Source organism: Hymenobacter daeguensis, from assembly GCF_054780555.1.
The window spans coordinates 161,578-179,874 of sequence record NZ_BAAGWC010000003.1 but is presented as its reverse complement, the minus strand read 5'-3'; the positions used below and the strand labels follow the sequence as shown (position 1 = coordinate 179,874).

The 18,297-nt window shown below is 64.9% G+C and carries 17 protein-coding genes; 12 read left to right on the top strand and 5 right to left on the bottom strand.

Annotated features, from left to right (window positions below; translation table 11 throughout):
• Nucleotides 1-3 precede the first annotated feature (3 nt).
• From ACYVHT_RS06925 to ureG, 9 genes are all read left to right on the top strand, one after another.
• The gene (locus ACYVHT_RS06925; protein ID WP_460549363.1) at nucleotides 4-1,479 is read left to right on the top strand and encodes a RagB/SusD family nutrient uptake outer membrane protein; all 1,476 of its coding nucleotides are present in this window, start codon (nucleotides 4-6) and stop codon (nucleotides 1,477-1,479) included.
• Nucleotides 1,480-1,612: 133 nt separating this feature from the next.
• Entirely contained in the window at nucleotides 1,613-3,427 is a 1,815-nt protein-coding gene (locus ACYVHT_RS06920; RefSeq protein WP_460549361.1) for a glycoside hydrolase family protein, read from the top strand.
• A gap of 118 nt (nucleotides 3,428-3,545) precedes the next feature.
• Nucleotides 3,546-4,709: a hypothetical protein gene (locus ACYVHT_RS06915; RefSeq protein ID WP_460549359.1), complete on the top strand. Its 1,164-nt coding sequence runs from the start codon at nucleotides 3,546-3,548 to the stop codon at nucleotides 4,707-4,709.
• Nucleotides 4,710-5,062: 353 nt separating this feature from the next.
• Nucleotides 5,063-6,640, top strand: a complete 1,578-nt coding sequence (locus tag ACYVHT_RS06910; protein ID WP_460549357.1) for a sulfatase family protein — start codon at nucleotides 5,063-5,065, stop codon at nucleotides 6,638-6,640.
• A gap of 355 nt (nucleotides 6,641-6,995) precedes the next feature.
• Nucleotides 6,996-7,754, top strand: coding sequence for an urease subunit gamma/beta (locus ACYVHT_RS06905; RefSeq protein ID WP_460549355.1), 759 nt, complete (start codon nucleotides 6,996-6,998; stop codon nucleotides 7,752-7,754).
• A 15-nt stretch (nucleotides 7,755-7,769) separates the two neighbouring features.
• The gene (locus ACYVHT_RS06900) at nucleotides 7,770-8,027 is read left to right on the top strand and encodes a hypothetical protein (RefSeq protein WP_460549353.1); all 258 of its coding nucleotides are present in this window, start codon (nucleotides 7,770-7,772) and stop codon (nucleotides 8,025-8,027) included.
• Nucleotide 8,028: 1 nt separating this feature from the next.
• Nucleotides 8,029-9,744: an urease subunit alpha gene (ureC, locus tag ACYVHT_RS06895; RefSeq protein WP_460549351.1), complete on the top strand. Its 1,716-nt coding sequence runs from the start codon at nucleotides 8,029-8,031 to the stop codon at nucleotides 9,742-9,744.
• 71 nt (nucleotides 9,745-9,815) lie between these two features.
• Nucleotides 9,816-10,487, top strand: a complete 672-nt coding sequence (locus tag ACYVHT_RS06890; RefSeq protein WP_460549349.1) for an urease accessory protein UreF — start codon at nucleotides 9,816-9,818, stop codon at nucleotides 10,485-10,487.
• A 102-nt stretch (nucleotides 10,488-10,589) separates the two neighbouring features.
• Nucleotides 10,590-11,342, top strand: a complete 753-nt coding sequence (ureG, locus tag ACYVHT_RS06885) for an urease accessory protein UreG (protein WP_460549346.1) — start codon at nucleotides 10,590-10,592, stop codon at nucleotides 11,340-11,342.
• A 27-nt stretch (nucleotides 11,343-11,369) separates the two neighbouring features.
• Here ureG and ACYVHT_RS06880 read toward each other — a convergent pair whose 3' ends face one another.
• A complete protein-coding gene (locus tag ACYVHT_RS06880) occupies nucleotides 11,370-12,278 on the bottom strand; it encodes an urease accessory protein UreD (RefSeq protein ID WP_460549344.1) in 909 nt (302 codons plus the stop codon).
• Between the two features lie 164 nt (nucleotides 12,279-12,442).
• On the opposite strand from ACYVHT_RS06880, the gene ACYVHT_RS06875 reads away from it, so the two are divergent.
• The gene (locus ACYVHT_RS06875; protein WP_460549342.1) at nucleotides 12,443-13,195 is read left to right on the top strand and encodes a hypothetical protein; all 753 of its coding nucleotides are present in this window, start codon (nucleotides 12,443-12,445) and stop codon (nucleotides 13,193-13,195) included.
• Nucleotides 13,196-13,312: 117 nt separating this feature from the next.
• Nucleotides 13,313-13,819, top strand: a complete 507-nt coding sequence (locus ACYVHT_RS06870; RefSeq protein ID WP_460549340.1) for an ankyrin repeat domain-containing protein — start codon at nucleotides 13,313-13,315, stop codon at nucleotides 13,817-13,819.
• Between the two features lie 81 nt (nucleotides 13,820-13,900).
• Here ACYVHT_RS06870 and ACYVHT_RS06865 read toward each other — a convergent pair whose 3' ends face one another.
• Nucleotides 13,901-14,692, bottom strand: a complete 792-nt coding sequence (locus ACYVHT_RS06865) for an SDR family NAD(P)-dependent oxidoreductase (RefSeq protein ID WP_460549338.1) — start codon at nucleotides 14,690-14,692, stop codon at nucleotides 13,901-13,903.
• 551 nt (nucleotides 14,693-15,243) lie between these two features.
• On the opposite strand from ACYVHT_RS06865, the gene ACYVHT_RS06860 reads away from it, so the two are divergent.
• Complete coding sequence (locus ACYVHT_RS06860; RefSeq protein ID WP_460549335.1) at nucleotides 15,244-15,987, top strand: TonB family protein; 744 nt, start codon at nucleotides 15,244-15,246, stop codon at nucleotides 15,985-15,987.
• A gap of 90 nt (nucleotides 15,988-16,077) precedes the next feature.
• Here ACYVHT_RS06860 and ACYVHT_RS06855 read toward each other — a convergent pair whose 3' ends face one another.
• The 3 genes from ACYVHT_RS06855 to ACYVHT_RS06845 are packed head-to-tail and all read right to left on the bottom strand — an operon-like array spanning nucleotide 16,078 to nucleotide 18,226.
• Nucleotides 16,078-16,482 carry a hypothetical protein gene (locus ACYVHT_RS06855; RefSeq protein ID WP_460549333.1) on the bottom strand — a complete coding sequence of 135 codons (405 nt, stop codon included), beginning with the start codon at nucleotides 16,480-16,482 and terminating at the stop codon, nucleotides 16,078-16,080.
• A 48-nt stretch (nucleotides 16,483-16,530) separates the two neighbouring features.
• Entirely contained in the window at nucleotides 16,531-16,893 is a 363-nt protein-coding gene (locus ACYVHT_RS06850; protein ID WP_460549330.1) for a DUF1304 domain-containing protein, read from the bottom strand.
• A 10-nt stretch (nucleotides 16,894-16,903) separates the two neighbouring features.
• Nucleotides 16,904-18,226 carry a Fic family protein gene (locus ACYVHT_RS06845; protein ID WP_460549328.1) on the bottom strand — a complete coding sequence of 441 codons (1,323 nt, stop codon included), beginning with the start codon at nucleotides 18,224-18,226 and terminating at the stop codon, nucleotides 16,904-16,906.
• Nucleotides 18,227-18,297: the final 71 nt, after the last annotated feature.

The window sequence follows — 18,297 nt, the reverse complement described above, 5'->3', positions numbered from 1 at the left end:
CCGATGAAAATTCCCACTAAAATCGGCCTTAGCCTGGCGGCCGTGCTGGCCCTGGGCGGCTGCAAAGACCTGATTACGGTGACGCCGGCCGGCGAATTCGCCCCGTCCAACGTCCTCACCTCGCAGGCCGGCCTGCAGGCCGTGCTGTACTCGTCGTATGGCAACTTCCAGAACCAGCAGCAGTACCGCCAGGTCGTCAACGAATCGGAGGTGACTACCGACGTGGCCTTCAACTCCGGCGGGGCTGAAAACCTGTTTCTCAGCCAGTTCATCAATTTTACCTGGGACGCCGGGCAGGGCAGCTTCACGTCCGATACCTGGGGTCCGTACTACGCCTGCATCCGCGACGCCAACATTGTGCTCGATAACGTGGCCGGCGTGAGCGCCGCCGATGCCACCAAAAGCCGCTTCGTTGCGGAGGCGCGGTTTCTGCGGGCCTATTGCTACGCGCTGCTCTACAACTGGTATGGGCCCGTGCCGCTGCGCACCTCCAGCACTACGCCCAACAACCTGGCCCGCGCAACGGACGACGAGATGAAAACCTTCATCGAAACCGAGCTGACGCAGGCCCTGCCCGACCTGCCCGCGCCCGGTGCCGAAGTGGCCTTTGGCCGCGCTACCAAGGGCGCCGCGCTGGCCACGCTGGCCAAATTTTACCTCAATACCAAGCAGTGGCAGAAGGCCGCCGACGCCAGCAAGGCCGTCATTGACCTGAACTATTATAGCCTCTTTCCCTCGTTCACAGGCCTGTTTCGGGCTGAAAACGAGTTTCAGGTGAACTCCGCGAATAAGGAGATGATACTCGTGTCGCCGTGCCTGAACCAGGTGGGCTACGGCAACTGGTTTATGGACGGCGCGCTGCCGCCGGCCTTCAAATCGACGCCCCAGGTGCCGGGCTTTGTGTGGACGACGGCCATGGCCAACTTCGCCACGCAGTACCGCCTGCGCACGGCTTTTGTGAACACGCTGGACGCCGCCGACATCCGCAAGCAGCTGGTAGTCACGAGCTACATCAACACCTCGAACACCACCGTGAACCTGATGACGACGGTGGACAACGCCCGCAGCTTCAAGTACTGGGACAACGGCACGCTGGCCAACAACGGCAACTGCGACTACCCCATGCTGCGCTACGCCGACATGCTGCTCACCCGCGCCGAGGCCCTCAACGAGCTCAGCGGCCCCACGCCCGAAGCCCAGAGCCGCATCAACCAGGTGCGCACCCGCGCCGGCCTGCCCAACCTGGCGGGCGCCGACATTGCCTCGGCCAGCGCCTTCCGCGACGCTATTCTGCGCGAGCGGGGCTGGGAGTTCATTTCCGAAGGCAAGCGCCGCGAAGACCTCATCCGCCACGGCAAATTCATTTCGATGGCCCAGGCGCGCGGCGTCGCTATCGCCGACGCGCACCACCAGGTGTTCCCCATTCCGCAGTCGGAAATCGACGCTAACAAAGCGGCGGTGCAAAACCCTGGTTATTAGGCTGGATTAAAGTGTAGGGGCGGGGCCTGTCCCCGCCCAAATCGTTGAACGGCCCATGCTCGAATCGTTCAACGACGGGCGGGGGCAGGCCCCGCCCCTACGCCATAGCAACCAACAACGAATACCTACTTTGATGACTTCCTTCCGAAGAAAAGCGGCCGGCTGGCTGTTCCTGTGGCTTGTGGTGGGCACAGGGGCAGTAAGCGCGCAGCAACGCAACTACCACCCGTCGATGGACGAGGCCGCTGCAACGGCCCCGGCCGCCGACGCCCGGCCGGTCCGGCCGCTCTTCGATGCCGCGATGCAGGACGTGTACGTGCTGCCCCACGCGGGCACCTACTACCTCACCGGCACCACGCCCGGCGCGGGCATTCAGCTCTGGACCTCCCGCGACCGTCAGACCTGGCAGAAGGCCGGCAAGCTCTGGAATGAGGAAGCCGTGGCCCCGCAAATTCACTTCGTGAACGGCCGGTTTTACCTCGTGTACGGCAAGCCGGGCGGCGGTATTGTGCTGCTGTCGGCGGCCAGCATCGGGGGTAAGTTTCAGAAAGTGAGCCAGCTCACGAGTACCGGCACCGACCCTGGCCTGTTCATCGACGATGACGGCACTACCTACCTCTACTACGGTGCCGGGATGGTGGCCCCGCTCACCGCCGACCTCACGGCCCTGCGTGAGTCCGCCTTCCAGGTGAAGCCGCGCGTGGCCGCGCCCGACCAGGGCAATGAGTTTACGGTGCCCTTCACCTTCAAGCGCGAGCCGCCCGTGACGGACCGCGTGGGCAAGCGCGGCTTTTTCATCGCCAAACTCAACGGCCAGTACTGCTTCTTCGCCAATGAGGTGACCGGCCGCATGAACCAACCCACCGACGACGTGTACTACGTGACCGCCGAGCACCTGCGCGGCCCCTACAGCGACCGAAACCTGGTGATACCCAACGGCGGCCAGTCTTGCGTTTTCGCGGCTGATAACCGGATTTTCGCCACGTTCTACGGCAACGACCCGGCCGCCGCCATCTACCACAAGCCCGCCATTATTGAGCTTACCACCAACGACCTGCACCTGCTGCTGCCAGCGCCGAACGTGATTCTGGAAAAGGGCCCCGTGGCCCGCGCCCACTCCCTGCTGGGCTCCGAGCGCATGCGCGACCCCTCCGTGACGCTGGGCAACGACGGCTATTACTACGCCGTGGGCACCAAGGATTTCGGCTGGATTTACCCCGAGGGCGGCATCGAAATGTGGCGCTCGAAGGACCTGGCCTCCTGGGAGCCGCTGGGTTTCGTCTGGACGTTTGCCAGGGACGGCTCGGCCTGGATGCGCGACGCCATCCACCCGCGCGGCGACAAAAAGATGCTCTGGGCGCCCGAAGTGGCCTACCTCAAGGGCAACTACTGGATTACGACCTGCCTGAACGTGGGCAAAACCACCATTCTGAAAAGCACCACCGGCCAGCCCACCGGCCCCTACCGCGAAATCGAAACCGCCCCGCTGGCCGATGGCATCGACGGCTTCCTGTTTGAAGACACCGATAAGCAGGTGTACCTGGTATGGGGCGACGGCAACATTGCCCGCCTGAAGGACGACATGAGCGGCTTCGCCGAAGCCCCGCGCAAGCTCAAAACCGTGAACAATGAGCACGTGGGCTACGAGGGCAACTGCCTGTTCAAAGTGAATGGCAAGTACATCATGGCCGGGGCCGAGTGGAATGGCCCGCTCCGCACCGAAGGCACCTACGACATGATGTACGCCGTGGCCGACAACATCTACGGGCCCTATTCGGCGCGGCAGGTGGGCGTGCCGCACGGCGGCCACGGCACCGTTTTCATGGGCAGGAATGGGGAGTGGTATTCCACTTTTTTCGGCAACGACCGCACCGCGCCGTTCCGCCGCCGCCTGGGCATTGTGCCGCTGAGCATTTCGCCCGATTTCAGGATAACGCCGAAAGAGTAATCCCCGGTCCGACGCCGCAGGCGTCCGACCGGTTGCCGCCAGAACAATGCTCGTTCAAAAGCCCTCACGACAACCGGTCGGACGCCTGCGGCGTCGGACCGGCCCTATCCACCCACTCATGTCGCCATTCCAGAAAACCGCTGCCGTACTTGCTTTGCTCCTGGGTGGCCTGGGCGCCCAGGCCCAGACCATCGGCTACAACTTCAACCACAACGCCGAAATCCTGGACCTGGCCTACCTGAAAAAGACCAAAGCCAGCTGGATACGGGCCACGCCGCGCATCATCGACTACACCGACGGCACCCTGCACGTGGCAGGCGACCCCGCCAATGCCAGGCTGATAGCAGCCGGCAAGGCGGGCTACAAGCTGCTGCTGGGCTTTCGCTGGGACTTTCATTCGCACAAGATGCGCGTGCCCACGGCCGGCTCGGCTGAGGAAACCAAGCTGTTTGCGGCCGAACGCGAGCTGCTACAGCAGCTCGGGCCCTACGTGACCATGTTTGCCCTCGGCAACGAGCCCAACCTGGAAACGCTGGACGAGGACATGGTGCCCGACGCCGCCGGCAAGATTCCGCTGGTGGAGTTCACCCGGCGGCAGCTGGAGCAAGTGGTGGAGCCATATTTCCGGCAGCGCAAAGGCCAGGCCATGCCACCCATTTACCTGGGCTCGCTGCCCGCGCTGTTTGAGAAAAAGCAGCAGGAAATACCCGCCAACAACGCCCTGCTGCACTGGGCGCAGGACGACAAGCGTATTGCCGGCTTCGATTTGCACCTCCACATCAAGGACTTCCAGCAGGCCGAGGACGCGCTGAAATACGCCCGCGCCATCATGCCCGGCAAGCCCATCATCGTGACCGAATACTCGCTGCACCGCCTCTACCTGGCGCACCGCACCGACGCGCTGGGCGATACGCCCGCCGGCGTGGCCTTCGCTAAAAAATACGGCCGCGACCCCGCCAGCAAGCTCTACGAGTGGTGCAGCATTGCCAACTCGCAGGGCGTGAGCCCCGAGGAATGGGCCGCCCTGTTTGCCTCGCGCCCCTGGAATCTGGCGCACCACCTGATGCAGTTCGACGCGCTGTATCGGAAATACAACGTCACACTGTCCACGTACCCGCTGTTTCAGCAGTCGTGCCCCGAAAACATGAAGCCCGACTCGCCCATGTGGTTTATCAACCCGATTTTCCTGCAGAAGTCGCTGAAAAAGCAGCTCAACGGCGAGATTTCAGCCAATCCGCTGAGCTTCGACGATTTCCGCACCATTGCCAATCGGGGGAAGTAGCAGGCCAACGCAATAGCGCCTGCCCCGGTCTGACGCGGCAGGCGTCTGACCGGTCAATGATAGAACGAGAACGTAGCCAACGATAATCGGTCGGACGCCTGCGGCGTCGGACCGGGGCTACTCATCCAACAGCCTGGCCTTGGCTGTCGGTATAGTTTCATTTCGTTCTCCGCCGAAATAAGTCGGCCGGAGACCAGCGAGGGAGCGGGGCGAGGTGGGACTCCTCCTCTAACTCGCTGGCTACTTTTGCTCCGGCCTGACGCACGCGGGGCAGTAGAAGAATGAAATTGTGCCGGCAGCTAAGGCTGGGCTGACTTGTCCAGCGCTTTTATCCTGTTAAAACCAGTTTGCCCGTGACCCTACGCACTTTCCCGAACGCATCGCGCCGCCTGGCCGGGCTGCTAACCTTCTGCCTGCTGCTGGGCGGCCTGGCAAGCTGCCAGCAACGCAAGGCCAAAGAGAAAACCGCCGCCCCGCGCCCTAACATCCTCATCATCTACGCCGATGACCTGGGCTACGGGGACGTGAGCGCCAACGGTCCGGGCAGGATTTCGACGCCAAACATTGACGCGCTGGCCAGCAGCGGCGTGCGCTTCACCAACGGCTGTGCTACCTCGGCCACCTGCACGCCCAGCCGTTTCGGCCTGCTGACGGGCACGTACCCCTGGCGCAACAAAGCCGAGATTCTGCCCGGCGATGCGCCGCTGCTCATCGACACCGCCTCCTTCACGCTGGCCGATATGCTGCGCCGCCAGGGCTACGCCACCGGCGTGGTGGGCAAGTGGCACCTGGGCCTCGGCAACGGCCACCTCGACTGGAATCAGCCCATCAGCGAAACGCCCAACGACCTGGGGTTCGACTACTCCTTCATTATGGCCGCCACCGCCGACCGCGTGCCCACGGTGTTTGTGGAGAACCGCCGCGTAGCGGGCCTGCAGGCCTCCGACCCGCTCTACGTCAGCTACGAAAAGAATTTCCCCGGCCAGCCCACCGCCATTTCTAATCCGGAGCTGATGACCAAGATGAAGTGGCACCACGGCCACAACCAGAGCGTGCACAACGGCATCCCGCGCATCGGCTACATGAAGGGCGGCAAGGCGGCGCTGTGGAAAGATGAACAAATGGCTGAAGTGTTTCTGGGCAAGGCCGAAGCGTTTGTGGATGCCCACAAAGCCCAGCCGTTTTTCCTGTACTACGCCCTGCACGAGCCGCACGTACCGCGCGCGCCGGCCGCGCAGTTTGTGGGCAAATCGGGCCTCGGGCCGCGCGGCGACGCCGTGCTGGAAGCCGACTGGTGCGTGGGCGAAATCATGAAAAAGCTGAAAGCCGACGGCTTGCTCGCCAACACGTTGGTCATCTTTTCCAGCGACAACGGCCCGGTGCTGAACGACGGCTATTACGACGAGGCCGTGGAGAAAAACGGTGCCCACACGCCCGGCGGGCCGTTTCGGGGCGGCAAATACAGTTTGTTCGAAGCCGCGACGCGCGTGCCGTTCATCGTAAGCTGGCCGGGCCACACCAAGCCGGGCGCATCGGATGCGCTGGTGTGCCAGGTCGATTTGTTGGCCTCGCTGGCGGCGCTCACCGGCAGCCCCGTGCACACCGCCGACAGCCAGAACCTGCTGCCTGCCTTTCTGGGTCAGTCGGGCCAGGGCCGCGCCAGTCTGGTGCTGGAAGCCAGTGGCCGCCTGGCCTTCCGGGCCGGCGACTGGCTGCTGATTCCGCCTTACCCCGGCAAGCCGCTCAACGCCGAAGTCAACATCGAAACCGGCCTCAGCCCCGTGCCGCAGCTCTACAACCTGCGCGCCGACCCCGGCGAGCGCACCAATCTGGCCACCACCCAGCCCGCCCGGCTGGCCGGGATGCAGGCCGCCATGAAAACGGCCGTAGGCGACTACCAGGCCAATACCCGGGAGCTGCAGCTGCATTGAGGCCAGCGGCGGCCTGCCGGAAACAGGCCGCTGCGAGATAGGGGGTAGGGTGGGCGCGGCCTGGTGCTGCCTGCTACGGGAAATTTCACCGTTCCTGATGCAATGTGGGCGCGCTGGTACTACATTGCAACCGTTGGGTTTATCGTGTTGGCCGGTCGTCTGCTTCCCTACCACATGGCAAGTGCCTGCCTCCTGCTATCCTTCCGCGCTGATTTCGGAGAAGGGCCAGGGGAGAAGCGCGTGCGGCTGGAGAGGCAAAGCGTCACGAACCGGCACTGCTGCAGTTGGTAGCAGTGCCGGGCAGCAAGCTGCCGGTTGCCGCCCCACACCCGCCTGCCCTCATACCCTCGCACCCATGCACCTCTCCCCCAAAGACCTCGACAAGCTCGTTCTCCACCAGGCCGGTTTCGTGGCGCAGAAGCGCTACGCCCGCGGCCTGCTCCTGAACTACCCCGAAGCCCTGGCCCTCATCGCCACGCAGCTGCTGGAGTTCATCCGCGACGGCGAGCGGGTGGCCGTGCTCATGGACAAGGGCAAGCAGCTGCTGGGCCTGGCCGACGTGCTGCCCGGCGTGGCCGACATGCTTCACGAAGTCCAAATCGAAGGCACCTTCCCCGACGGCACTAAGCTCGTGACCGTGCACCACCCCATCTGCCGCGAAACCGGCGATGCCGCCCTGGCCCTCTACGGCTCCGGCCTGAGCAAAGCCCCGGCCCCTGGCGCCGCGCCCGCCAACGCCAGCCACCCCCAGCCCGGCGAATACCAGCTGCATCCGGCCGATATCATCCTCAACGAAAGCCGCGCCACGGTGGACGTGGACGTCGTGAACATGGGCGACCGGCCCGTGCAGGTCGGCTCGCACTATCCCTTCTTCGAAACCAACGCGGCGCTGCACTTCGACCGCGCCGCCGCCTACGGTTTCCGCCTCAACATCCCGGCCGGCACGGCGGTGCGCTTCGAGCCCGGCGAGCGCAAGCGCGTGCGCCTGGTGGCCCTGGCCGGCGAGCGCATCGTGTACGGCGGCAATGGGCTCATTGATGGGAAGCTGGATGATTCGACGGTGCGGGATGCATCTTTAGCAAAAGCTGAAGCAGCAAGCTACTCGAAGAAGTAGCGCTATTAGAATCTTATGAAAACGGTCAAATTGATTCTGTTGTCACTTGTCGCATTTGGCTTGTTAAATGCGCTGTTTTCCACTTTCGATGTATCGGATGGCTATTCCATGATTGGGTTTCCATTTCGTTATCTGAAACACACAAGCGGTAAATGTGATGGTTGTGATAATTGGTTTAAGCCGGGTTATTTGATTCTGGATTACTTACTGATTTTAGTTGCGTGCGCCATCGGTTGGCAGATTATATCTAGAAAAAGAGCCTTAACCAAATAATATGTCCCTCCCTATCTCCCGTCGCGCGTATGCCGACATGTACGGCCCCACCACCGGCGACCGGGTGCGCCTCGGCGATACCGGCCTGCTGATTGAAGTTGAACGCGACTACTGCGTGTACGGCGAGGAATGCAAGTTCGGCGGCGGCAAGGTGCTGCGCGACGGCATGGGCCAGGCCGCCGGCATCGGCCCGGCCAATGCGCTGGATTTGGTCATCACCAACGCGCTGGTAGTCGATTACACCGGCATTTTCAAGGCCGACATCGGCATCAAGGGCGGGCGCATCGTGGGCATCGGCAAGGCCGGCAACCCGCACATCATGCCCGGCGTCACGCCCGGCATGGTGGTGGGCGTCACCACCGAAGTCATTGCCGGCGAAGGCCAGCTGCTCACCGCCGGCGGCATCGACTGCCACATCCATTTCATCAGCCCCCAGCAGATTCCCGAGGCGCTGGCCTCGGGCGTCACGACCATGATTGGGGGCGGCACCGGGCCGGCGGCCGGCACCAACGCCACCACCTGCACGCCCGGCGCGTTCTACCTCGAAACCATGCTGAAAGCCACCGAGGCCTACCCGCTCAACTTCGGCTTTCTGGGCAAGGGCAACGCCTCCAAGCCCGAGGGCCTGCGCGAGCAGGCCGAGGCCGGGGCGCTGGGCTTCAAGCTGCACGAGGACTGGGGCACCACCCCGGCGGCCATCGACATGTGCCTGAGCATTGCCGAGGAATACGACGTGCAGGTCTGCATCCACACCGATACGCTGAACGAGAGCGGCTTCGTGGAAACCAGCACGGCCGCGTTTAAGGGCCGCACCATCCATTCCTACCACACCGAAGGCGCGGGCGGCGGCCACGCGCCCGACATCATCAAAATCTGCGGCGAGCCGAACGTCATCCCCTCCAGCACCAACCCTACGCGGCCCTTTACGGTGAACACCATCGACGAGCACCTCGACATGCTCATGGTCTGCCACCACCTCGACCGCAACATTCCCGAAGACGTGGCCTTCGCCGAAAGCCGCATCCGGGGCGAAACCATCGCCGCCGAAGACATCCTGCACGACCTGGGCGCGCTCAGCATCATCAGTTCCGATTCGCAGGCCATGGGCCGGGTGGGCGAGGTCATCACCCGCACCTGGCAAACGGCCCACAAAATGAAGCAGCAGCGCGGCCCCCTGCCCGAAGACGCCAACAGCGCCGCCGACAACTTCCGCGTGCGCCGCTACGTGGCCAAGTACACCATCAACCCGGCCCGCGCCCACGGCATCGCGCACGAAGTCGGCTCCGTCGAAATCGGCAAGCTGGCCGATTTGGTGCTCTGGAAACCCGCCTTTTTCGGCGCCCGCCCCGAGATGATAATTAAGGGCGGCATCATCGCGCAGTCGCAGATGGGCGACGCCAACGCCTCCATTCCCACGCCGCAGCCCTCGTTTTCGCGCCCCATGTTCGGCGCGCTGGGCGGGGCCATCGGCAAGAGTTCGATGGTGTTCGTATCGGCCGCCTCGGTTGAAAGAGTGCGAGCTGATTATGGCCTGACCAAGCAGGTAGTGGCCGTGAAGAACTGCCGGAATATTGGCAAGAAGGACATGGCGCTGAATGACTATTTGCCCAATATTTCCGTGGACCCGGAGACGTATCGCGTGATGGTGGACGGCGTGCATCTGACGTGCGAGCCGGCGGAGGTATTGCCGCTGGCGCAGCTGTATAACTTGTTTTAATGTAGCGCGGACTTTGTAGTCCGCGAGTCAATCAATCTCACTCGCGGACTACAAAGTCCGCGCTACAATCCATGCAATTCGCCCGCCTCCTGCACCTCGTCGATTCAGCCATTCCCACCGGCTCTTTCGCGTACTCCTACGGGCTGGAAAGCGGCATCACGTTCGGGCTGGTGAACACGCCATTTGCATTGCGGAATTACCTGTATTCCTACCTGCAGCAGGCCGGCAGCGCCGAATTGCCTTTCATCCATTCCACCTTCCACCTCACCGAAAAAAGCCCCGAATTCCAAACCGTTGCCGAAGAATACGATGCCCAGCTGCTCGTGCCCGGCCTGGCCAAAGCCAGCGCCGCGCAGGGCCGCAGCTGGCTGAAACTGCTGGCCACGTTCTACCCGGAAGCTGAGCTGGAAACCATTACGCAGTGGTTCAGCAGTCAAAATATCCCACCGCATTTCACGCTGGTATTCACGCTGGCTTTGCAGCGCGTCGGCTTCGGGCTGGAAGAGCTGCAGGCCATGTACCTGCACATGCTGCTGCGCGACCAACTCAGCGCTGCCATTCGCCTGGGGCTGCTGGGGCCGCTGGAGGGCCACCGGCTGCAGCACGATTTCTACGCCGTGTTCGAGCATATTCTGGCGGCGCAGGCGGGGAAAGGGTATGCCGGGGCCACTCGCTCGGCGTTTCTGCTGGAGGTGGCGCAGGTGCTGCACGAGGACATTTATTCCAAACTATTTCAGAACTAGTAGGGGCGGGGCTTGCCCCCGCCCGTCGTTGAACGGAGTCGTCAATTCAGTCCTAACGCCCGGGCGGGGGCAAGCCCCGCCCCTACACTCACCTTTACCCACATGGCTTTTGTCGAAAAACTCGCCCTGCTCCTCCACGGCCACCAGCACGAGGCGTACGAATCGCCCGGCGACTTTAATGAGCGCGAAACCCGCCGTCTGCCCAGCTACCGCAACTTCCGCAAGCGCGCCTTCACGGTGGGCATCGGCGGGCCGGTGGGCACGGGCAAAACGGCCCTGCTTAAGGCCCTGTGCGAGCGTATGCGCCACGAGTTTGGGCTGGGCGTGGTCACCAACGACATCTTCACCCGCGAAGACGCCGAATTCCTCATCCGCCACAGCGCGCTGGATGAAGACCGGATTGTGGGCGTCGAAACCGGCGGCTGCCCGCACGCGGCCATTCGGGAGGATATTTCCCTGAACATGGACGCCCTTGAAGGCCTCATGCAGCGCTTCGACAACCAGCTCGATTACTTGTTCGTGGAGAGCGGCGGCGACAACCTGGCCGCCCACTTCAGCCGCGAGCTGGTCGACTACTCCATCTACGTTATCGACGTGTCGGGCGGCGACAAAATCCCGCGCAAGGGCGGCCCCGGCATCACCCAGTCCGACCTGCTCATCATCAACAAAATCGACCTCAAAGACCTCATCAAAGCCGACCTCGGCGTGATGGAGCGCGACTCCAAGAAGATGCGCGGCGAAGGCCCGTTCCTGTTTGCGCGCGCCATCGACGGGCACGGCCTGGATGACATCATCGCTCACATCAAGGCCGCCAAGGCGCGGGCGCTGGCCGCCGTGCGCGAGGACCGGCGGTAGCCAGTAGCGCGGGCTTTGTAGGCCGCGCTACATTTTCCGCGCCAGCGGGTTGTAGCCCAGTAGTGGCCCGTCCGCCAGCGCCGTCAGCAATGCCTCGCACAGCGGCTGCAGCGCCATGCGGCTGTGCGCGGCGGCCCGCAGCACCCACACGTTCTCCCGCGCCTGGGCTACCGAAACCACGTATTCCTGGCTGCTGATGGTGAAGTGCGGCCCTGTGCTGCCGGGCATCTTTTGCCGGGCCAGCACCCCGGCCAGCTGCTGAAACCGGGCATCGGCAGGGCTGCCCACCAGAAATACCGAAAAGAAGGTTTGATACCCCGCGAAGTTGGCCGGCGACGTGGCAATGTGCTCGGCCGGCTCAAACCCAAACCTATCCAGCAGCACCAGCCGGCCGGCCACCCGCACCCGCAGCTCCGAATGCAGGGAGGTGAAGGCGAACCGTTCGCCCTGGTCCATGCGGCCGGAGTGGAACCAGTCGACCAGCAGCAGCAGCGCCGAGGGCTGCAGGTGCCACTCCTGCACCTGGCGGTAGCGGCTTTCGGCCTGCAGCACCACCGGGTCGGGGAAGATGACGGCCAGCGCGTTATCCTCCAGCTCGCCCGCCGTGTGCTGCTCGGCCACGGCCCCGTCGATGGAGCGGAAAATCCTCGTGCTGGCCTGCGTGCTGAGGACAAGCCGCGCCCCGGCCCGAACCTTTACCTGCAGCCGGATAACGTCGCCGGCCACCATGCCGCCGCCGTAGCTGCTCAGCACCACGTGGGCGGCGCGGCTGTGCGAGGCCGGCTGCAGCAGCTTCAGCGGCTGTATGTTCTGGCACGTCACCAGGCGCGAGCGGCCGCGCACGTCGGCTACGGTGAGCGTGCTCCAGGCGGGCGCGGGGCGGGGGGGCAGGGCAGTGGCAGTGGGCAGCGGAGTGAGGGCCAAATCAGTAATCATCGTGGTGCGAAGTACGGGCGGGGGCGGCGTGCATCGTGCACGGCCGGCCGGGCAATTTCCGGAGCCGCTGCCGGGCGTGTGGCCGGAGAAGCAATAGGCGGAGGCCTTGCCGCGTTTTGAAATAAGCCGGCTGCCTGTATTTTAGGGCCTTGCCGTGCTTCCTTATGCAGAATTACTATCGCCTGCTGGGTGTCGGGCCTACGGCCACCGCACAGGAAATCGTGCAGGGCTACCTGCGCCAGCGCACCCGCCTCAAGCGCCTCGCCGCCCACGACCCCGCCATGCGCGCCCGCCTGGCCGAGGTGGAGGCCGGCTACGGCATTCTGGCCCACCCGCGCCGCCGCCTGGCCTACGATGTGCTGCTGGCCGAAGAGCCCCCCGCGCCGCCCGCGCCTGCTGCCCGCCGCCCGGCCGATGCGCGCATGGCCCACTACGCCCAGTGGGCCCGTCGCCTCAACCTGGCCCTGCTGGCCGCCTGCCTGCTGCTGGTGCTCGACCGCGCCCTGCCCCAGCGCCAGTACCCGCACGAAACCGTGCGCAGCCGCTTTCCGGTGTCCGTGTCGGCCTCCCTCTCCGACCCGCAGCTGGCCTACCGCGTGCACACCGAGCACACCACCTTCCGGCTGCCCAGCGCCATCAGCCAGCGGGTGCGGGCAGGCCAGCACCTGGTGGTGTGGCAAACGCCGCTGCTGCGCGAGGTGCAGCGCATTGGCGTGACCGATGCCGGGGCCGACCCCACGCCGTTTCAGCCCTACGGCGGCACCATCTACGGCACTTTTTTTCTGCTGCCGCTGCTGATGGGGGCCGTGGCCGCCGTGGGCATTTGGCCCGGCCGCGCCCCCGAAACCGTGGTCAATACGGCCGCTGTGGGCACGCTGCTGGCCATTCTGGTGCTGGTCATTGTCCTCAGCTTTTGAGCAATCCGCCAACTCCTGGCCCGCTGCGCGGTTAAACGGGCGGCTGCCGGGCCCAACCATTCGCGCCCGGTTTCGAATACAGACCCATTTACGCCCGCTTACTTCCGCATCATTTTCATGGATTTTACTTCCGCCCGCCCCGAAGAATTATGGTTTGACGCCGCCCGCCGGGGCGATGTTGCCGCCCTCAAAGAGCTGCTGGCCAATGGCCTCAACGTAAACGCCGTCAATGGCAAAGGCTTTTCGGCGCTAGTGCTGGCCGGCTACGACGACCACCTCGATGCCACCAACTTCCTGCTCGAAGCCGGGGCCGACCCCAACCTCCCGGATGCCAGCGGCAACACCGCCCTGATGGGGGTGAGCTTCAAAGGCTACCCCGAAATTGCCCGCGCCCTCATTCGGCACGGGGCCGACCTCAACCGGCAAAACGGCAGCGGCGGCACCGCCCTTATGTTCGCCACCATGTTTGGCCGCAACGCGCTGGTGCGCCTGCTGCTCGAAGCCGGGGCCGATACCACCATCCGGGATGCCCGGGGCCTCAGCGCCCTGCACCTGGCCGGCCAGCAAGGCAACGCGGAAGCATGGGCCCTGCTGGGCGGCGCCCCCGCCGAAGCGGAAAAATAGCCGTCACGCAAAACCCAAAAAGCCGGTCAGGCAGCGCGAATCCGCGCCGCCTGGCCGGCTTTTTGGGTTTTGCCCTGCGCCCTACCCGATGCTGCGCACCACGCCGCCATCTACCCGCACCGAGGCGCCATTGGTAGCCGCTGCCAGCGGGCTGCACAGGTAGGCCACCATGTTGGCAATCTCGTCCGTGGTGATGAAGCGCTGGAGCAGCGACGACGGCCGGGCGTGCTGAAAGAAGTCGTGCTCGGCTTCTTCCTTCGACTTGCCCTCGGCCGCCAGCTTCCGGATGAACTCCTCCACGCCCTCGGAGGCCGTGGGGCCGGGCAGCACCGAGTTTACCGTTACGCCGGTGCCCTTCGTGAGCTCGGCCAGGCCGCGCGCCACGCCCAGCTGGGCCGTTTTGGTGGTGCCGTAGTGAATCATCTCCTGCGGAATCTGCAGCGCCGACTCGCTGCTGATGAACAGGATGCGGCCCCAGTCCTTCGCCAGCATCGGCGGGAAATACTGGCGCGCGAGGCGCACCCCGCTCAGCACGTTCACTTCAAAAAAGCGCACCCAGTCCTCGTCCGGAATCTCGGCGAAGGGCTTGGGCTCGAAAATGCCCACGTTGTTGACCAGAATATCCACCGTGGGCACCGCGCGCAGGAGGCGGGCCACTTCATCGGCCTTGCCGAAATCGACCGCTACGCCGCGCACCACGGCGGCCGGCGTTTCGGCCAGAATAGCGGCCGTGGCTTCGGCAATGCGGCCTTCGGTGCGGCCGGTGATGATGACGTGCGCGCCTTCGGCAGCCAGGCGGCGGGCAATGGCCAGGCCAATGCCCGCCGTGGAGCCCGTGACGAGGGCCAGTTTGTTTGCGATTTGGAGGTCCATAGAAAGTGGCGCTGTGGCGCGGGTGAGGTGAGTACCTAAACCGGCTCGGGCCGCAATTGTCTGCGCCGCTCCCGGCAAGGCGGGGCGGCGGGCAGCCGCCCCGCCCCACTGCCTGCCTGCGGCCCCGCGGGGCGGTGGCTGCGCTGCAACTCATGAAGCGGCCAAAAGTGGGTAGTTACTCACGTTGGAAAAGTGCAGTTAATGCATCAGGATTGTGATTGGTGAAAAATATATCGATTCACAGATGCTGGATGTGCTGTGGTTTGCTGAAAATGTTATTACTTGCGGCGTATTCTTCGGAATTGGTGCTGAAAACCGCTGTTGCATAACACCTGCTTTTAGTTGAAATTTAATGATTTATTGAACTTATCAAATAAATCAGATGGAATTTTCCAAACCGACTGGCTTTTCACTGGCATGGTAAATATCAATTTATTCCTGCTGTGGCCACTGCTTCCTGATTGCGGGTAATGGTTTCCTCACCCCGGTGCCACCCCTAGTGCCTGTCCTGTTGTCGCTTTCATTTCCTCCACCCCCAAACCCACCAACTTATGCTCCTATCCGCTACGCTCCTGCTTGTTGCCCATGCGCTGGCCGGCGGGCCACCTGCTGTCTTTGTATCTGTGCCAGCCGCCGCGCCGACGGCTGCGGCAGTGGCACCCGTGGTGGCCGGCCGGGTGCTCAATGAGCAGGGCCAGCCCCTGCCGGGCGTGGTAGTGGCCGTGCAGGGCTCGCCGCTGCTCACCAGCACCAACTCCGATGGCGACTTCCTGCTCACGCTGAACGCGCCGAAAACGGTGCTCATCTTCAAGTGCCAGGGCTACCGGGAACAGGCGCTGCCGGTGTCGGTGGGCAATGCCCTGACGGTAAAAATGTACTCGCTCAAAACAGCCGCGCCCTCCAGCCTGAGCTCCGATGCCGCCGAAGTCACCGCCGCTACCGCCGCCACCGAAATAGCGGCCAGCAAGCCCCAGGTGCTCAATTTTTCGGAAGTGCTGCCCAGCTTCCCCGGCGGCGATGCCGCCTACCGGGCCTACATGCGCCAGAATGCCCATTTCCCGGAAGAAGCCCAGGCCAAGCGCGCTTCCGGCACGGTGTACGTGGGGTTTGTGGTGGACGAGAAGGGCCGCATCGTCGATGCGGAGATTGTGCGGGGCGTGGGCTTCGGCTTCGACCAGGAGGCCCTGCGCCTCATCCGGCTCATGCCCTGGTGGGAGCCCGGCACTGTGGCCGGCAAGCCCGTGCGGGTGTCGCGCACGCTGGGCGTGCCCTTCGTGTTTCGGGAGCGCGACTAGGCGCGCAGGCACCTGCAAGAGGTCGGGAGTGGGCGCCAGCAGGTTGGGCGGCCACTCCCGGCCTCATTTTGCTTGCCGCAAGCGGGCGGGCTATGCCTGCCGCAGCCAGCCGTCGGCGGCGGCTTCGCTGTCGAAATACTGGTAGCTGAGGGTGGTTTGCTGGCCGGTGCCCACGGCGCGGGCCGCCAGCCGGCTCAGGGGCTTTTCGGCCTGCACAATGGCGCAGCGGCCGTAGCCCACGGTGGCCACGGCGCGCGGAATCCAGTCCTCGATGAGCCAGGCCTGCACGTCGGGCGGCATGGGCGGGCGCTGGTTGTGCACGGTCATGAGGGCCACGGCGCGGTGGTGGCGCATGGCCCGCAGCACGTGCTCGTAAATGGCCCGCAGCTCGGGCGGGCTCACGGCCGTGGGCTGCCAGTCGAGGCGCACGTAGCCGGCCGGCGCATAGGAAATAACGGCCGCCGCGTTGCGGAAGTAATGTTGCAGAGAAGACACGGCGCAAAAGTAGGCCCGGATGCCCTTCGCTGCATCAGGCATCAGGCATCAGGCCAGCCACACGGCGGCCAGGGCCAGCAGCGCCGGCACCGTTTGCACCAGCAGGATGCGCGGGCTGGCCGTGGCCGCGCCGTATAGCCCCGCCACGGCCACGCAGCCCAGAAAGAAGCTGGCCACGTGGCGCGCCCAGGCCGGGTCGCCAATCAGCAGGGCCCACACCAGGCCGGCGGCCAGAAAGCCGTTGTAGAGGCCCTGGTTGGCGGCCAGCGTTTTGGTGGGCTCAAACAGCTCGGGCCGCAGCGAGCGGAAGGTTTTGGGGCCGCGCGTGGTCCAGGCAAACATTTCCAGCCACACAATGTAGCCGTGGATGACGACGACGAAACCGATGAGCAATTGAGCGAACAGGGGCATGGCCAGGCGTTTAAGAAGCGGCGGCCTCGGCCGCCGCCAGCCGGGCGGCCACAAAATCGTAGAGGCGGGCGGCCAGCTGGTGGTTGATTTCGTGAAAGTGCGCGTAGTTGTAGGCCGGCAGGTAGGCCGAGCTGAAGACTTCCTCCTGCCAGAGGGCCTCGGGGCCGGTGGGGCTGTGCTGGCTGAACAGCGCGTGCTGCACCGTGAAATGGTCGGAATGAAAGCGAAACGCCACGCGCACGCCCACGTCGAAGCCGTTGTGCCGCTGCCGGAAGTGCAGCCACTTTTTGGCAAACTGCACCTCCTCCAGCGCCGCCCGCGTGCCGGCCACCGCCGCCAGCAGCTGCGCCTCGAAGCTGTGCCAGTCGCCCTCCTCGTCCAGCACCACGGGCGCCACGCCGCCGCTGTAGCCCCGGCTCATAAATAACTCGTCGAAGCCCTGGGTTTGCAGCTGCACATCGGCCAGCCAGGGGCGGAGCAGCACGTCGTACACGGTGGCCTGCAGCTCGGCGTTCCAGAGGGTGGCCACGGCGTCTTCGCGGGCCAGCACGCGCTGCCGCAGCCCCGCCAGCCGGGCCTGCAGGTCGTCGGGGGCGTAGGCGGGCTCGCCCCTGGCGGCGCGCAGCTGCTGGCGCAGGGCGGCGGCCACGGTTTCGGCCACCAGGGCCTGCAGGGCCGCCGGCTCGCCGGCATCGGCGGCGGCAAGGGCCGTTTGGTAGCGGTCCTCGTCGGCCGGGGCGATGACGGCCGCCGGGTAGCCGTGCTGCCGCAGCGCCAGCCCCAGCAGCAGGTGCGCCAGCCGGCCATTGCCCACGGCAAAGGGGCTGATGCGCAAAAACCGGTGGTGCAGCCCCGCCGCCCGCGCCACCGGGTGCTGCCCGGCCGCGCGGGCGTACCAGGCCAGCAGCTCGGCCAGGCGGGCGGGCACATCGGCGGGCTGGGTGTGGTAGCGCACGGTGCCGGCGGCGGTCAGCCCGTCGTTGGGGTGGGTTTTGTAGGGGCGGTGGGTGTCGGCGGGCAGGCCCAGCAGCCGGGCGTGCAGCGCGCCCAGCACCGCTTCGGTGAGGGGCTGGCCGCTGCTCACCACCGCTTCGAGATATTGCACGGCGGCGTGGTGCTGGCGCAGGGCCAGCTTCACGGCCAGCGGCTGGCCGGCCGCCGTGAGGCCGTGGAGCAGCAGCGCCTCGGTGTCGGGGCGGGTGAGGGCGTGGCCGGCCGGCGCACCGGCCGCAAACGTCCAGGCCACCTGCGCCTGGCCGAGCTGCTCGGCCGGCAGGGGTCCCAGCGCGTCGAGGTCGGCTTTGAGACGGGTGAGGGCGGCGAAATCGGGCATGGGTGGGAACGGCGGGACTGCAAAAGTGCGCAGAAAAATGCCCCGGCCCTACGCGGCACCAAAAAGCGGCC

Excerpts from the sequence above, each read along its gene's own strand:
- ACYVHT_RS06925 (WP_460549363.1), top strand. The coding sequence starts at position 4 with ATGAAAATTCCCACTAAAATCGGCCTTAGCCTGGCGGCCGTGCTGGCC.
- ACYVHT_RS06920 (WP_460549361.1), top strand. The coding sequence starts at position 1,613 with ATGACTTCCTTCCGAAGAAAAGCGGCCGGCTGGCTGTTCCTGTGGCTT.
- ACYVHT_RS06915 (WP_460549359.1), top strand. The coding sequence starts at position 3,546 with ATGTCGCCATTCCAGAAAACCGCTGCCGTACTTGCTTTGCTCCTGGGT.
- ACYVHT_RS06905 (WP_460549355.1), top strand. The coding sequence starts at position 6,996 with ATGCACCTCTCCCCCAAAGACCTCGACAAGCTCGTTCTCCACCAGGCC.
- ACYVHT_RS06900 (WP_460549353.1), top strand. The coding sequence starts at position 7,770 with ATGAAAACGGTCAAATTGATTCTGTTGTCACTTGTCGCATTTGGCTTG.
- ureC (WP_460549351.1), top strand. The coding sequence starts at position 8,029 with ATGTCCCTCCCTATCTCCCGTCGCGCGTATGCCGACATGTACGGCCCC.
- ACYVHT_RS06890 (WP_460549349.1), top strand. The coding sequence starts at position 9,816 with ATGCAATTCGCCCGCCTCCTGCACCTCGTCGATTCAGCCATTCCCACC.
- ureG (WP_460549346.1), top strand. The coding sequence starts at position 10,590 with ATGGCTTTTGTCGAAAAACTCGCCCTGCTCCTCCACGGCCACCAGCAC.
- ACYVHT_RS06880 (WP_460549344.1), bottom strand. The coding sequence starts at position 12,278 with ATGATTACTGATTTGGCCCTCACTCCGCTGCCCACTGCCACTGCCCTG.
- ACYVHT_RS06875 (WP_460549342.1), top strand. The coding sequence starts at position 12,443 with ATGCAGAATTACTATCGCCTGCTGGGTGTCGGGCCTACGGCCACCGCA.
- ACYVHT_RS06870 (WP_460549340.1), top strand. The coding sequence starts at position 13,313 with ATGGATTTTACTTCCGCCCGCCCCGAAGAATTATGGTTTGACGCCGCC.
- ACYVHT_RS06865 (WP_460549338.1), bottom strand. The coding sequence starts at position 14,692 with ATGGACCTCCAAATCGCAAACAAACTGGCCCTCGTCACGGGCTCCACG.
- ACYVHT_RS06860 (WP_460549335.1), top strand. The coding sequence starts at position 15,244 with ATGCTCCTATCCGCTACGCTCCTGCTTGTTGCCCATGCGCTGGCCGGC.
- ACYVHT_RS06850 (WP_460549330.1), bottom strand. The coding sequence starts at position 16,893 with ATGCCCCTGTTCGCTCAATTGCTCATCGGTTTCGTCGTCGTCATCCAC.
- ACYVHT_RS06845 (WP_460549328.1), bottom strand. The coding sequence starts at position 18,226 with ATGCCCGATTTCGCCGCCCTCACCCGTCTCAAAGCCGACCTCGACGCG.